The organism is Pseudofrankia asymbiotica, assembly GCF_001983105.1.
Classification (GTDB): Bacteria; Actinomycetota; Actinomycetes; order Frankiales; family Frankiaceae; genus Pseudofrankia; species Pseudofrankia asymbiotica.
Genome location: NZ_MOMC01000027.1, coordinates 155137 through 169529, shown reverse-complemented (window position 1 = coordinate 169529; position 14393 = coordinate 155137). Strand labels below are relative to the sequence as shown.

Sequence of the window (14393 nt, the reverse complement as noted above, 5' to 3'; positions counted from 1 at the left end):
GACCGCCCGGCGGCCACTCCGAAGGGACCCTCCAGCCATGCAGCCACGCCGGTCCAGAAGACTCCTCCTACCCGCCGCCGCGTTAGTCGCGCTGACCGTCGGCCTCGTGGCCTGCGGCGGCACGTCGAAGGACGACGCCACCGCCAGCGGCGCCACGTCGGGCGGTGCGGCGGCGAACGCCAACCCGAACGCGACGCTGAAGACCGGCGTGAAGATGGCGTTCCTGCCGAAGCAGCTCAACAACCCCTACAGCGACATCGAGGTCGGCGGCGGCAAGGCGGCGCTCGGCGACCTCAAGGGCGAGTACAAGCTGGTCGGGCCGAACGACGCGTCCGCGTCGTCGCAGGTCAGCTACATCAACACGCTGATCCAGCAGCAGCAGGACGTCATCGGCATCGCGGCGAACGACCCGAACGCCGTCTGCCCGTCGCTGAAGCAGGCGACCGCCGCCGGCATCAAGATCGTCGCCTTCGACTCGGACGCGGCGAAGGACTGCCGCGACGTGTTCATCAACCAGGCGACCACGCAGGGCATCGGCGAGGGCCTGGTGAAGATGACCAGCGACCTGGTCGGCGGCAAGGGTGACATCGCGATCCTGTCGGCCACCCCGAACGCGACGAACCAGAACGCCTGGATCGACGTCATGAAGACCGAGCTGGCCAAGCCGGAGAACAGCGGCATGAAGCTGGTGAAGATCACCTACGGCAATGACGACGACCAGACGTCGTTCCAGCAGGCGCAGGGCCTTCTGCAGTCGTACCCGAACCTGAAGGCGATCGTCTCGCCGACCACCGTCGGCATCGCCGCGACCGCTCGGTACGTGAGCAGCTCCAGCTACAAGGGCAAGGTCGCCGTCACCGGGCTCGGCACCCCGAACCAGATGCGCGAGTACGTCAAGGACGGCACCGTCAAGCAGTTCGCCCTGTGGAACCCGGCCGACATCGGCTACCTGGCCGCCTACGCGGGTGTCGCGCTCGCCTCCGGCCAGATCACGGGCGCCGAGGGCGAGACGTTCACCGCCGGCAAGCTCGGCAAGTACACGATCGGCAAGGACGGCGAGATCGTCCTCGGCCCGCCGACCGTCTTCGACGCCAACAACATCGACAAGTTCGACTTCTGAGTTTCTTGGTTCGCTCCGTGCGGGCGGCGCGCTCCGGCCCCTTACTCGCTTCGCTCCCAAGGGACCTCCGCGCGCCGTCCTCCTCCGCTCACGGGCGCTACGGCGACCTCGCTGCGGCCCAGCCCACGTCGCTTCGCTCGTGGGCTGGGCCTCCGCGAGGCGCGCCTCCCGCGCCAGCCCGGTGGCGTTCCGGTCGCCCGTTGCCTTCCTGGCTGCCTGTCATGGGGGCCACGTCACTCGCTCATGGCAGGACTGCTCCGCGCTGGCACGCCTGCGTGCTGAGAAGGCAGCCCGRCCGGTGCGAGCCACCAACCGCAGATACAAGGGAGAAGATCGCCGTGCGACGGTACTGCTTCACCCTGCGGGTTCGGCCGGACCGCCTGGCCGAGTACGCCGAGCGCCACCGCGCCGTCTGGCCGGAGATGCTCGACGCGCTGCGGGCCGCGGGCTGGCACAACTACTCGCTCTTCCTGCGTGACGACGGCCTGCTCATCGGGTATGTCGAGTCGCCGGACCTGGCCGCCGCGCAGGCGGCGATGGCCGCGACCGAGGTGAACGCGCGCTGGCAGAAGGAGATGGCCGACTTCTTCACCGGCATCGACGGCCGCGGGCCGGACGAGGCCATGCGGCCGCTCACCGAGGTCTTCCACCTGGACTAGCTGGTTTCACCTGGCCTAGCTGGACTGAGCCGGCCCTAAGCCCAGTCCTGGCCGCTTTCCCGCCGACGTCCGCKGCGCCCACCCCAGCGCCCCGACGGCGCCGGCCCCCAAGGAGCGTGATGACGATGGCGAACCCGACGGATGTTGTGAAGACAGGCCTTCGTTCGCTGCAGATCGAGACCCCGTCCTGGGCCTACGGCAACTCCGGGACCAGGTTCAAGGTGTTCCCGCAGCAGGGGATACCCAGGACTCCGTTCGAGAAGATCTCGGACGCCGCGCAGGTGCATCTGTATACCGGGACCGCGCCGAGTGTCGCCCTGCACATCCCCTGGGACCGGGTAGACGACTACGAGGGGCTGGCGGCATATGCCCGCGAGCAGGGTGTCCGGATCGGCGCGATCAACTCCAACGTCTTCCAGGACCCCGACTTCATGCTCGGCAGCGTCACTAACCCGGAGCCGCGCATCCGTCACAAGGCGGTCAAGCACCTGCTGGAATGCGTCGACATCATGGACGCCACCGGCTCGACCGACCTGAAGCTGTGGTTCTCCGACGGCCTGAACTACCCCGGCCAGGATGACCTGCGCGACCGCCAGGACCGGCTCGCCGAGGCGCTGCGCGAGGTCTACGACCGGCTCGGCGAGGGGCAGCGGATGCTGCTCGAGTACAAGCTGTTCGAGCCCGCGTTCTACGCCACCGACGTCCCCGACTGGGGCACCTCCTACGCRCACTGCGTGGAGCTCGGGCCGAAGGCGGCCGTCTGCATCGACACGGGCCACCACGCGCCGGGCACCAACATCGAGTTCATCGTCGCGTTCCTGCTGCGCGCCGGCCGGCTCGGCGCGTTCGACTTCAACTCCCGCTTCTACGCCGACGACGACCTCATGGTCGGCTCCGCGGACCCGTTCCAGCTGTTCCGCATCATGTACGAGATCGTCCGCGCCGACGCCCTCGCGGGCGGCATCGCGTTCATGCTCGACCAGTGCCACAACATCGAGCCGAAGATCCCCGCGGTGCTCCGCTCGGTGATGAACGTCCAGGAGGCGACCGCCAAGGCGCTGCTCGTCGACCGCGACGCGCTGCGCGCGGCTCAGCGGGCCGGTGACGTCCTCGCCTCGAACGCCATCCTGATGGACGCCTACAACACCGACGTGCGCCCACTGCTCGCCGAGCTGCGCGCCGACGCGGGCCTCGACCCCGACCCGACGGCCGCCTACCGCCGCTCCGGCTACGCCGAGCGGATCATCGCCGAGCGCGCGGACGGCCAGCAGGCCGGCTGGGGCGCCTGACCGGCGTCCGCCTGGCCTGCCCGGGAGGAGGAACTCGACCATGACATCCACGACCACCGCCACGACCACGAGCGCGGCGACGAGCGCGGCGACGACAGGCACGCCGGTGGCGCCTGGCGCGTCCGGCCTCGCCGCCGGACTGGCGCGGGTCAGGCCCCGCCCGACCAGGGTGGGCCTGGTGGCCGGCGGGCTCGGCGCCTACTGGCCGCAGTTCCCGGCGCTGCTGCCGAAACTCCAGCAGTCGGCCCGCGAGGTCTCGGCCCGGCTGTCCGCGCTCGACTGCGAGGTCGTCGACGTCGGCTTCATCTCCGACGCGCAGGAGGGCGCCCGCGCCGCCGACCGGCTGCGGGCCGCGGACTGCGACCTGATCGTCGGCTTCCTCACCACCTACATGACCGCGAGCATGCTCGTCCCGATCGCCCAGCGCGCCGGGGCCCCGGTCCTCCTGCTCAACCTGCAGCCGACCGAGGCGATGGACCACGGCACCTTCGACACCGGCGACTGGCTGGCCTACTGCGGCGCCTGCCCGCTGCCCGAGATGGCGAACGCGTTCCGCCGCTGCGGCGTCGAGTTCCGGTCCGTCTCCGGCTACCTCGCCGACGAGCGGGCGTGGCGCCGGATCGAGCGCTGGGTGCGGGCCGCCGGCGTCCGGGCCGCGCTGCGCACCGGCCGCCACGGCCTGCTCGGCCACCTCTACCCCGGGATGATGGACGTCGCCACCGATCCGACGCTCGTCTCCGCTCAGCTCGGCGGGCACGTCGAGATCCTGGAGATCGACGACCTGCGCGTCCGCGTCGAGAAGGTCACCGACGCCGAGACCGACGCCCGGCTCGCGCTCGCCGGCGAGGTGTTCACCCTCGACCAGTCCGTCGTCGACGAGGACCTGCGCTGGGGCGCCCGGGTCTCCGTCGCGCTCGACCGGCTGGTCGACGACTTCGCGCTCGACTCGCTCGCCTACTACCACCGCGGCCTCGACGGCGAGCAGCACGAGCGCGTCGGCGCCGGGCTGATCCTCGGTGCGTCGCTGCTCACCGCCCGCGGCATCCCGGCCTGCGGCGAGTACGAGCTGCGCGCCAGCCTCGCCATGCTCATGTTCGACCGGCTCGGCGCCGGCGGGTCGTTCACCGAGATCCAGGCGCTGAACTTCCGCGACGGCGTCGTCGAGATGGGCCACGACGGCCCGGCGCACCTGGCGATCAGTGCCCGCCGGCCGCTGCTGCGCGGCCTTGGGACCTACCACGGCAAGCGCGGCTGGGGCGTGTCCGTCGAGTTCGACGTCGCCCACGGCCCGGTGACCGCCTTCGGCCTCGGCCAGCTGCGCGACGGCACGTTCCAGTTCATCGCCGCCGAGGGCACGGTCGTCGACGGGCCGCTGCTGCGGATCGGCAACACGACGTCGCGGGTCGACTTCGGGCGCGACCCCGGCGAATGGGTCGACGCCTGGTCGGCCACCGGCGTCGACCATCACTGGGCGCTCGGCACGGGCCACCGCGCCGCCGACCTCGCCGCCGTCGCCGACCTGCTCGGCATCGAGCTCGTCGTCGTCGGCCCCGGCGGCGGCGCGTGACCAGCCCAGGGCGCGCGAGCCGGACACACCAGAACACGAAGGGACTTGGGACACGATGAGCGAGCAGCCAGCACGACCGGCCGGCGCGAGCGGGACCGGCCGCGACGCCGGGACGGACGCCACAACGGTGGTCGACGAGCTGCTCGGCCGGTCGAACCGGCTGGGGGCGGACCCCCGCAACACCAACTACGCCGGCGGCAACACGTCGGCGAAGGGCACCGGGACCGACCCGGTCACCGGTGGCCCGGTCGAGCTGCTGTGGGTGAAGGGCTCCGGCGGTGACCTCGGCACGCTGAAGGCCGCCGGTCTGGCCGTCCTGCGCCTGGACAGGCTGCGCGCGCTCGTCGACGTCTTCCCGGGCGAGGACCGCGAGGACGAGATGGTCGCCGCGTTCGACTTCTGCCTGCACGGCCGCGGCGGCGCCGCCCCGTCGATCGACACCGCCATGCACGGCCTGGTCGAGGCCGCCCACGTCGACCACCTGCACCCCGACGCCGGGATCGCGCTCGCGACCGCGGCCGAGGGCGAGCGGCTGACCGCCGAGTGCTTCGGCGACCGGGTCGTCTGGGTGCCGTGGCGTCGGCCCGGCTTCCAGCTCGGCCTCGACATCGCCGCCGTCGCCCGCGAGCACTCGGACGCCATCGGCGTGATCCTCGGCGGGCACGGCATCACCGCCTGGGGAGCGACGTCCGCCGAGGCGGAGGCGAACTCGCTGGAGATCATCCAGACGGCGGCCCGGTTCCTCGCCGAGCGCGGCAGGGCCGAGCCGTTCGGCCCGCCGGTCGCCGGCTTCGGCGCGCTCCCGCCGGCCGAGCGGCGCGCCAGGGCCGCCGCCCTCGCCCCGCTCATCCGCGGCCTCGCGTCCACGGACCGGCGGATGGTCGGGCACTTCACCGACGACGACGCCGTGCTCGACTTCCTCGCGCACGCCGAACACCCGCGCCTCGCCGCGCTCGGCACCTCCTGCCCGGACCACTTCCTGCGCACCAAGGTCCGCCCGCTGGTGCTCGACCTGCCCCCGGACGCGCCCCTCGACGCCGTCGCCGACCGGCTGCGCACGCTGCACGCCGCCTACCGGGACGACTACCGCGCCTACTACGAGCGGCACGCCACCCCCGACAGCCCGCCGATGCGCGGCGCCGACCCGGCGATCGTGCTCGTGCCCGGCGTCGGCATGTTCTCGTTCGGCGCCGACAAGCAGACCGCCCGCGTCGCCGGCGAGTTCTACGTCAACGCCGTCAACGTGATGCGCGGCGCGGAGGCCGTCTCGACGTACGCGCCGATCGACGAGTCGGAGAAGTTCCGGATCGAGTACTGGGCGCTGGAGGAGGCCAAGCTCGCCCGGATGCCGAAGCCACGCCCGCTCGCCGGCCGGGTCGCGTTCGTCACCGGCGGCGGCTCCGGCATCGGCCGGGCGATCGCGCTGCGGCTGGCCGCCGAGGGCGCGTGCGTCGCGGTCGCCGACCGGGACGGCGCCGCGGCCGAGAAGGTGGCCGCCGAGATCGGCGCCGCGGCGGCGCGGACCGCCGACCGGGCCGTGGCGGTGGCCGCGGACGTCACCGACGAGGAGCAGGTCGCCGCCGGGCTCGCCGCCGCGGCGCTCGCGTTCGGCGGCGTCGACCTGATCGTCAACAACGCCGGGCTGTCGATCTCCAAGCCGCTGCTGGAGACCACCACCGCCGACTGGGACCTGCAGCACGACGTCATGGCGCGAGGCTCGTTCCTGGTCTCCCGCGAGGCGGCACGGATCATGACCGATCAGGGCCTCGGCGGCGACATCGTCTACATCGCCAGCAAGAACGGCGTGTTCGCCGGCCCGAACAACATCGCCTACGGCGCCGCCAAGGCGGACCAGGCCCACCAGGTCCGGCTGCTGGCCGCCGAGCTCGGCGAGCACGGCATCCGCGTCAACGGCGTCAACCCGGACGGCGTCGTCCGCGGCTCCGGCATCTTCGCCGGCGGCTGGGGCGCCAAGCGCGCCGCGGTCTACGGCGTCCCCGAGTCCGAACTCGGCGCGTTCTACGCTCAGCGCACCCTGCTCAAGCAGGAGGTGCTCCCCGAGCACGTCGCGAACGCCGTCCTCGCCCTCACCGCCGGCGACCTGTCGCACACCACCGGCCTGCACATCCCCGTCGACGCCGGTGTCGCCGCCGCCTTCCTCCGATGACCTCGCCGCTGGTAGTGCTGGCGGGGAGGGCGCGATGAGCCTGTTCGCCGCCGTCGACCTCGGGGCCTCCAACGGGCGGGTGCTCGCCGCGCACGTCGACCCCGGCCGGCTGGAGGCGACCGAGGTACGCCGGTTCCCGAACACGCCGCTGCGCCTGCCCGACGGCCTGCACTGGGACGTCGGGCACCTCTACCTCGAGATCCTCGCCGGGCTGCGGTCCCTCGTGGAGACACACGGGCAGCCGCACAGCATCGGCGTCGACTCCTGGGCGGTCGACTACGGCCTGCTCGACGGCGCCGGCCGGCTGCTCGGCCTCCCCCACCACTACCGCGACGCCCGGACCAGCGACACGGTTCTCGACGCGGTGCACGCCGCGGCCTCCCCCTCGGCGCTCTACCAGGCGAACGGGCTGCAGTTCCTGCCGTTCACCACGCTCTACCAGCTCGCCGCCGAGTCGGCGGCGGGCAACGGCGCGCTGGACGCCGCGGCGTCCCTGCTGCTCATCCCGGATCTGCTGACCTACTGGCTGACCGGGCAGTGGGTCGCGGAGGTGACGAACGCGTCGACCACCGGCCTGCTCGGCGCGCGCGACCGGACCTGGTGGGCGTCGCTCGCCCGGCTCGCCGGGATCCGGCCCGAGATCCTGCCCCCGCTGGTCACCCCGGGCACGATCGTCGGCGGCCTGCGGCCCGAGGCCGCCGAGGACACCGGGCTCGCCGCCGGGACACCGGTCACTGCGGTCGGCTCGCACGACACCGCGTCCGCCGTCGTCGGCGTCCCCGCCGCGGGCGAGAACTGGGCCTACATCTCGTGCGGCACCTGGTCGCTCGTCGGCGTCGAGCTCGACGCGCCGGTTCTCACGGAGGAGAGCCGGGCCGCCCGGTTCACCAACGAGGCGGGCGTCGACGGCCGGACCCGCTACCTGCACAACGTGATGGGCCTGTGGATCCTGCAGGAGTGCCTGCGGACGTGGCGGCGCGCCGGACACCGACGGGCGCTCGCCGACCTGCTGGGCCAGGCGGCGGCGCTGCCGCCCGGCGGCCCGCTGGTCGACCCCGACGCCCCCGAGTTCCTGCCGCCCGGTGACATGCCGGCGCGCCTCGCCGCGGCCGCCAGCGCCGGCGGGCAGCGCGAGCCGCGGACCCCGGCCGAGATCGTCCGCTGCGTCCTGGACAGCCTCGCCGCCGCCTACGCGCGGGCGGTGCGCGCCGCCGAGCACCTGTCGCGCCGGCGCGTCGACGTCGTGCACCTCGTCGGCGGCGGGTCGCGCAACGAGCTGCTGTGCCAACTGACCGCCGACGCGCTCGGCCTGCCGGTGCTCGCCGGCCCGGCGGAGGCGACCGCGCTCGGCAACGTGCTGGTCCAGGCCCGCGCCCACGGCGCCTTCGGCGCTTTCGGCGGGCGGGAGGCCGGCGGTGACGTCAGTCTGGAAGCGTTGCGCGCGCTGGTCCGTGCCACGGCCCCGCCGACGCGGTACGAACCGACGAGGACCCGGACGGTCCTGGTGCCGGGCCCGCCGCGGCGCGGCGGCGCCGGAGGGAGCTGAGCGGATGCGGGTCGGACTGTTCGTCACCTGCCTCGTCGACGGGATGTTCCCGGACGTCGGCGACGCGACCGTGCGGGTACTGGAGCGCCTCGGCCATGAGGTCGACATGCCGATGGCGCAGACCTGCTGCGGCCAGATGCACATCAACACCGGCTATGCCCGCGAGGCGCTACCGCTGGTGCGGCGACACGTGGGCGCGTTCGAGGGCTACGAGGCGGTCGTCGCGCCGAGCGGGTCCTGCGTCGGCTCGGTGCGCCACCAGTACGCGACGCTGGCCGCCGCCGCCGGCGACGAGGCGCTGGCCGCGGCCGCCGCCGACCTCGCCTCGCGCACCTACGAGCTGTCCGAGTTCCTGGTGGGGGTGCTGGGCGTGACCGATGTCGGGGCCTACTACCCGCACCGGGTCACCTACCACCCGACCTGCCACTCGCTGCGGCTGCTGCGGGTCGGCGACGCGCCGACGCGGCTGCTGCGCGCCGTCGCCGGGCTCGAGCTGGTGGAGCTGGCGGCCGCCGAGTCGTGCTGCGGCTTCGGCGGGACGTTCGCGCTGAAGAACGCGGACACCTCCACGGCGATGCTCGCCGACAAGATGCGCGACGTGCTGTCCACCGGCGCCGAGGTCGTCACCGCCGGCGACTCGTCCTGCCTCATGCACATCGGCGGCGGCCTGTCCCGGCTGCGGGCTGGCGTCCGCCCCGTCCACCTGGCGGAAATCCTCGCGTCCACACCCACCGCCGCGTCCACTGTCGCGCCGCCGGCCGCCGCGTCACCCGCCGCATCCGTCGCGCGGACCGCCCGATGACCCGGCCGGGTGGCGGTCAGGCGCCCGGGGGCCGTCAGCTCGCCAACCAGCGAGACCTGATACGCACAGTGCCCAACCGTGTGCGGCTGAGCGGGCCGTGTACGGGCGAAAGGGAGTGGGCCGGTACGTCTGCCACCCCCTCACCGCGCCTTCCGGCCGGTGGCCTTCCGCCCCGGCCAGGCTCGAACGTCGGACTGTGTCATCTGGGGGTGTCTACAGGCATGCTCATCCACCACAGTTCGCCGCTGGGGGCAGGGACTGTGTCGTCTCAGCGCGCCTATAGGCGCGCTGAGACGACACAGATCGTTGGCGGGGGTGGGGCGTGACGGGGGCGGGTGAGTCGACGACGTTTTTGGGGTTGCCGGGGGTGGTGCCGCCGACGGCGCCGCGCGGGGTGGGGATGCTGCGCGGCGACGAGCCGTTCCCGGTGGCCGCGCGCCGGGCACTCGGTGACGCGCAGCTGCGCCGCAACCTCGGGAAGGCGACGGGCACGATCCGCGGGCGCCGGGCGCGCGTCGTCGCCGAGCTCGACGACTGGGACCAGCTGCGCGCGGCCGGCGCCGCGATCAAGGACGACGTGCTCGCGAACCTGGGCGACTACCTGGTCCAGCTGGAGGAGCAGGTCACCGCGCGCGGCGGCGTCGTGCACTGGGCGCGCGACGCGAACGAGGCGAACCGGATCGTCGTCGACCTCGTCCGCGCCACGGGCGCCACCGAGGTCGTCAAGGTCAAGTCGATGGCGACCCAGGAGATCGGCCTCAACGAGGCCCTCGCCGACGCCGGCGTCGCCGCCTGGGAGACCGACCTCGCCGAGCTCATCGTCCAGCTCGGCCATGACCGTCCCAGCCACATCGTCGTCCCGGCGATCCACCGCAACCGCGCCGAGATCCGCGACATCTTCACCCGGGAGATGGGCGCGTCCGGCGGCATCCCCGCGCCGCCCGGCCTGACCGCCGAGCCCCGGGCGCTCGCCGAGGCCGCCCGCCGGCACCTGCGGCAGCGCTTCCTGTCCGCCAAGGTCGCGATCAGCGGGGCGAACTTCGCCGTCGCCGAGACCGGCACGCTCGCGGTCGTCGAGTCGGAGGGCAACGGCCGGATGTGCCTGACGCTGCCCGACACGCTCATCACCGTGATGGGCCTCGAGAAGATCGTCCCGACCTGGCGCGACCTCGAGGTGTTCCTCCAGCTGCTGCCCCGCTCCGCGACCGGCGAGCGGATGAACCCGTACACCTCGATGTGGACGGGGGTGGCACCMGGCGACGGCCCGCGCGCGTTCCACCTGGTGCTGCTGGACAACGGCCGCACGGCGACGCTCGCCGACCCGGCCGGGCGGGCGGCGCTGCGCTGCATCCGGTGCGCGGCCTGCCTGAACGTCTGCCCCGTCTACGAGCGGACCGGCGGCCACGCCTACGGGTCGGTCTACCCTGGCCYGATCGGCGCGGTGCTGTCCCCGCAGCTCGCCGGCGTCGCCGACAACCCCTCGTTGCCCTACGCGTCGACGCTGTGCGGGGCCTGCCTGGACGCCTGCCCCGTGGCGATCGACATCCCGTCCATGCTGGTCCATCTGCGGGCCAAGGTCGTGGACACTGGCCGCGGCGCCGGCCACCCGCCCAAGCCCGAGCGGGCCGTGATGGCCGCGGCCGCCTGGACGATGGCGAAACCAAACCGCTGGGCACGCGCCCTGCGCGCCGCCCGCCTCGGCCGGCCGCTCGGGCGCCGCCGCGGCGCGATCGGGCGGCTGCCACCGCCGCTGGCCGCCTGGACGGCCAGCCGCGACCTGCCACTCCCACCGCCCGAGACCTTCCGCGATCGCTGGTCGCGCCAGCGCTCCGGCCCCGACGGTCCGGACAGGCCGGACAGGCCGGACAGGCCGGACAGGCCGGACAGGCCGGACGAAGGGACGCCGCGATGAGTCGGACAGACCCGTTGCCGTCCGAGGACGCGCGGGCGGAGGTCCTGGCCCGGGTGCGCGCCGCGCTCGTCGACCGGCCGGCCGCACCGCCCGCCTCCCGGGACTACCGGACCGCCGGCGGTGGTTCCCCGAGCCTCCCGGCGGACGCCCCACAGGAGGCGTTGCTGGAGCTGCTGGCCGGCCGGCTCGTCGACTACCACGCGCTGGTCCGCCGAGTCCTCGCCGGACCGGCCGGACTCGCCGGCCAGACCAGCGACAGGAAGGACGCGAAGGACGGGAACGACGACGGGGATATCGCCGCCGCCGTCGCGGACGCGCTCGCCCAGCGCGGCGCGCGGCGCCTGGTCCGCCCATCGGGTCTGCCCGGTGGCTGGCTCGCCGCGGCGCGCGGGATCGAGACGGTCGACGACGAGCCGCCGCTGACAGCCACCGACCTGGATGTCGTCGACGGGGTGCTGACGGGGTGCGCGCTGGCGATCGCCGAGACCGGGACGGTCGTGCTCGACGGCGGGCCCGGGCAGGGTCGCCGCGCGCTGTCCCTGGTCCCGGACTACCACCTGGTGGTCGTGCGCGCTGACCAGGTGGTCGCCGGCGTGCCGGACGCACTCGCCCGCCTGCGCGCCGCCGGACGCGCGACCCGCCCGCTGACCTGGATCAGCGGGCCGAGCGCCACCAGCGACATCGAGCTCCACCGGGTCGAGGGTGTCCACGGCCCCCGCACGCTGGAGGTCGTCCTCGTCGGCTGACACGGGGAACGGGACCACGGACCGGACTCGGGAGTCGGATCGCCGACACGTCTCCGGGCCTGCGCACAGCGCGCGTTCAGTCCTCTCCAAGGGTAGGCGCCCACTCTGACGGTGGTGCCTCGATCGTTGCACACGCGCCGAACCTGCCGGCCTCGGCAGGCACGGGCGCGCACGGTGACGGTCGAGGCGAGGGCCGACGGAGGGACAGCGCCATGACCACCCGCGACGAAGGTGCCCGACAATCCCGCGACGACGGGATCCGGCGCACGGCGAGGGCGACCACCGGCCTGTTCGCCATCAGCGCCGCGGCGGTCATCGGATTCGGGGTGCTCGCCCGCGACCACTCCGTGGCCTCCGCCGGCACGGGCGGCGGCGGGACGGACGACGACTCGACCACCGGCGGCACGCAGGACGGCGGCTTGTCGTCCGGGAGCGACGACTCGACCTGGCCGTTCGCCGACGGGTCCGGCGACGGCCTCGTCTCCGGCGGCAGTGGCGGAGCCGGCGGCTTCCACGGCAGTTCGGGTGGCAGCTGACATGCCCGCCGACAGCCCGGCGTCCGCCGAGTGGGCGATCTGGAGCACGACCGCGCGGGTGGTCGTCACCGACCCCGCGACGATCGACGAGGCAAGGCAGATCGTGGCGGACGAACTCGCGGCCGTGGACGCGGCGGCGAGCCGGTTCCGCGACGACTCGGAGATCAGCCAGCTCGCCGCCGCCGGCGGGAGGCCGCGCCGCGTCAGCCCGCTCCTCGCGGAACTGGTCGCCGCGGCGCTCACCGCGGCTGAGGCCAGCGGCGGCGACGTCGTCCCGACGCTCGGCGGCCCGCTCGCCGCACTCGGCTACGACCGCGACATAAGCCTCCTGACGCCCGGCGGCCTCCTGACGCCCGGCCGCGCGCCCGCTCCCGGAACGACCGGCCACGTCGACGACGCCAGCCGGGCATTCGCCTCGGCCCATGGCGACGCCGGCAGTCCCACCACCGCCGCCGTTCCTGTCACAGTCAGTCCCACCACCGTCCTCGGTCCCGCCGCCGGGCCTGCCACGACCGTCAGGTCTGCCCCGACCGCCAGACCGGTCGTCCCGGCCGCGCTCAGCGCCGGCGGACCGGCGACCATGGTGGTTCGGCTCGCGCCCGCGTGGCGGCGTGTCATCCTCGACGGCGACGTCCTGACGGTGCCGGCCGGTGTCCAGCTCGACCTGGGCGCGACGGCGAAGGCGCACGCGGCGGACCGGTGCGCCGCCCTGGTCGCGAGACGGCTGGGCACGGGCACGCTGATCAGCCTCGGCGGTGACATCGCGACCGCCGGCGACGCGCCGCCCGGCGGCTGGCGCGTCCGGGTACAGGACCGCCCCGGCGAGCCGGCGGGCACGGTGACGCTCGCCCCCGGCGGGGCATTGGCCACGTCGAGCACCATCGGCCGGCGCTGGCGGCACGAGGGCCGGGTGCTCCACCACGTCCTTGATCCGCGGACCTGCCGACCCGCCCCGGTGATCTGGCGGACGGTGACCGTCGCCGCCGGCAGTTGCCTCGCGGCCAACACCGCGAGCACCGCGTCCATCATCCGCGGTGAGACGGCCGCGGGTTGGCTGCGCCGGCTTCGCCTGCCCGCGCGCCTGGTCGACGCCGGCGGCTCCGTGCTGGCCATCGCGGGCTGGCCGCCCGAGCCGTTGCCGGTAGTACCCGTCCCCGACGCCACCCCCACCATTGCCCTGACGCCTGTCGCCCTCGCCGTCGCCATCGCGGCGGCCGCGCGGGCGGGCAGCGCGCCCGCGGGCATGGCCCACGGAGGTAGGGCGCGATGACGAACGACGTGCTCTGGTACACCGCGCGCGGCACCGGGATGACGTTGCTGCTGGTCCTCACGCTCACGGTCGTCCTGGGAATCGCGGCTCGCTCGGGGCGCCCCGCCGCCGGTCTTGCGGGGTTCGCGCTGGCGACGGTGCACCGCGACGCGAGCCTGCTCGCCGTGGCGCTGCTCGCCATCCACGTGACGACGCTCGTGGCCGACCCGTTCGCCCAGGTCGCCGTCCTGGACGTGGTGCTGCCGTTCCGCGCCGCCTACCGGCCGCTGTGGGTGGGGCTTGGGACGGTCGCGCTCGACCTGCTCGTGGCACTCGTCGCGACGAGCCTGCTGCGCCGCCGGATCGGTGCTCGGGCCTGGCGGGCGCTGCACTGGGCCGCCTATGCCACCTGGCCGTTGGCGTTCGCGCACTCCCTCGGCTCGGGCAGCGACGTCGGAACCCGCTGGCAGGTGCTCGTCGCGGTGGTCTGCGCCGGCGCCGTCCTGCTCGCGATCGGCTGGCGCTGCTCGGCAGCCTTCCTGACGACGCGCGGGACGACCCGTACCAGCGGCAGACCCGGCGGTCGGCCCCACGCCAGGTCCGGCGGTGGCGTTCAGCTCAGCACTGGACCCGGTGGTCAGCCCGCCGGCGCGCCCGTGGGCACGGAGCGGGCCCGATGACCGCCGCGCCCGCGCCCGGCGCCCAGGCGCCGCGCCCCAACCGGCATCAGGACGCCATGCCCGTCCCGCGCCCTGGCCCGGCGCACCCGGCGGGACGAACGGCGGCCGGGTCGCGGCGCC

12 protein-coding genes are annotated in these 14393 nt (G+C 74.2%); all 12 read left to right on the top strand.

Annotated features, from left to right (window positions below):
• Positions 1-37 precede the first annotated feature (37 nt).
• The gene (gene rhaS / locus BL253_RS14915) at positions 38-1120 is read left to right on the top strand and encodes a rhamnose ABC transporter substrate-binding protein (protein WP_076817334.1); all 1083 of its coding nucleotides are present in this window, start codon (positions 38-40) and stop codon (positions 1118-1120) included.
• Positions 1121-1458: 338 nt separating this feature from the next.
• Entirely contained in the window at positions 1459-1779 is a 321-nt protein-coding gene (locus BL253_RS14910) for an L-rhamnose mutarotase (protein WP_076817332.1), read from the top strand.
• Between the two features lie 119 nt (positions 1780-1898).
• Positions 1899-3068: an L-rhamnose isomerase gene (gene rhaI / locus BL253_RS14905; RefSeq protein WP_076817331.1), complete on the top strand. Its 1170-nt coding sequence runs from the start codon at positions 1899-1901 to the stop codon at positions 3066-3068.
• A gap of 40 nt (positions 3069-3108) precedes the next feature.
• Positions 3109-4635, top strand: a complete 1527-nt coding sequence (locus BL253_RS14900; protein ID WP_241834804.1) for an L-fucose/L-arabinose isomerase family protein — start codon at positions 3109-3111, stop codon at positions 4633-4635.
• Positions 4636-4690: 55 nt separating this feature from the next.
• On the top strand, positions 4691-6802 hold the full coding sequence (locus BL253_RS14895) for a bifunctional aldolase/short-chain dehydrogenase (protein ID WP_241834803.1): 2112 nt from the start codon (positions 4691-4693) through the stop codon (positions 6800-6802).
• Positions 6803-6836: 34 nt separating this feature from the next.
• Positions 6837-8348: a rhamnulokinase gene (locus tag BL253_RS14890; protein ID WP_076817329.1), complete on the top strand. Its 1512-nt coding sequence runs from the start codon at positions 6837-6839 to the stop codon at positions 8346-8348.
• 4 nt (positions 8349-8352) lie between these two features.
• On the top strand, positions 8353-9150 hold the full coding sequence (locus BL253_RS14885) for a (Fe-S)-binding protein (RefSeq protein ID WP_076817327.1): 798 nt from the start codon (positions 8353-8355) through the stop codon (positions 9148-9150).
• A gap of 322 nt (positions 9151-9472) precedes the next feature.
• Positions 9473-11062, top strand: coding sequence for a LutB/LldF family L-lactate oxidation iron-sulfur protein (locus BL253_RS14880; protein WP_076817325.1), 1590 nt, complete (start codon positions 9473-9475; stop codon positions 11060-11062).
• On the top strand, positions 11059-11808 hold the full coding sequence (locus tag BL253_RS14875) for a LutC/YkgG family protein (RefSeq protein ID WP_076817324.1): 750 nt from the start codon (positions 11059-11061) through the stop codon (positions 11806-11808). Before BL253_RS14880 ends, BL253_RS14875 begins: the two co-directional genes overlap by 4 nt.
• A gap of 212 nt (positions 11809-12020) precedes the next feature.
• Positions 12021-12344: a hypothetical protein gene (locus tag BL253_RS14870; RefSeq protein WP_076817322.1), complete on the top strand. Its 324-nt coding sequence runs from the start codon at positions 12021-12023 to the stop codon at positions 12342-12344.
• Position 12345: 1 nt separating this feature from the next.
• Positions 12346-13614 (top strand): FAD:protein FMN transferase, encoded by a 1269-nt coding sequence (locus tag BL253_RS14865; protein ID WP_081438323.1) that lies wholly within the window; start codon positions 12346-12348, stop codon positions 13612-13614.
• Positions 13611-14273: a ferric reductase-like transmembrane domain-containing protein gene (locus BL253_RS14860; protein ID WP_081438322.1), complete on the top strand. Its 663-nt coding sequence runs from the start codon at positions 13611-13613 to the stop codon at positions 14271-14273. The genes BL253_RS14865 and BL253_RS14860 overlap by 4 nt, the downstream gene beginning before the upstream one ends.
• The last annotated feature ends 120 nt before the right edge of the window (positions 14274-14393 follow it).

Bases quoted from the DNA above. Each gene is read 5' to 3' on its own strand.
- BL253_RS14865 (WP_081438323.1), top strand. From the start codon at position 12,346: ATGCCCGCCGACAGCCCGGCGTCCGCCGAGTGGGCGATCTGGAGCACG.
- BL253_RS14890 (WP_076817329.1), top strand. From the start codon at position 6,837: ATGAGCCTGTTCGCCGCCGTCGACCTCGGGGCCTCCAACGGGCGGGTG.
- BL253_RS14870 (WP_076817322.1), top strand. From the start codon at position 12,021: ATGACCACCCGCGACGAAGGTGCCCGACAATCCCGCGACGACGGGATC.
- BL253_RS14885 (WP_076817327.1), top strand. From the start codon at position 8,353: ATGCGGGTCGGACTGTTCGTCACCTGCCTCGTCGACGGGATGTTCCCG.
- rhaS (WP_076817334.1), top strand. From the start codon at position 38: ATGCAGCCACGCCGGTCCAGAAGACTCCTCCTACCCGCCGCCGCGTTA.
- BL253_RS14900 (WP_241834804.1), top strand. From the start codon at position 3,109: ATGACATCCACGACCACCGCCACGACCACGAGCGCGGCGACGAGCGCG.
- BL253_RS14860 (WP_081438322.1), top strand. From the start codon at position 13,611: ATGACGAACGACGTGCTCTGGTACACCGCGCGCGGCACCGGGATGACG.
- BL253_RS14895 (WP_241834803.1), top strand. From the start codon at position 4,691: ATGAGCGAGCAGCCAGCACGACCGGCCGGCGCGAGCGGGACCGGCCGC.
- BL253_RS14875 (WP_076817324.1), top strand. From the start codon at position 11,059: ATGAGTCGGACAGACCCGTTGCCGTCCGAGGACGCGCGGGCGGAGGTC.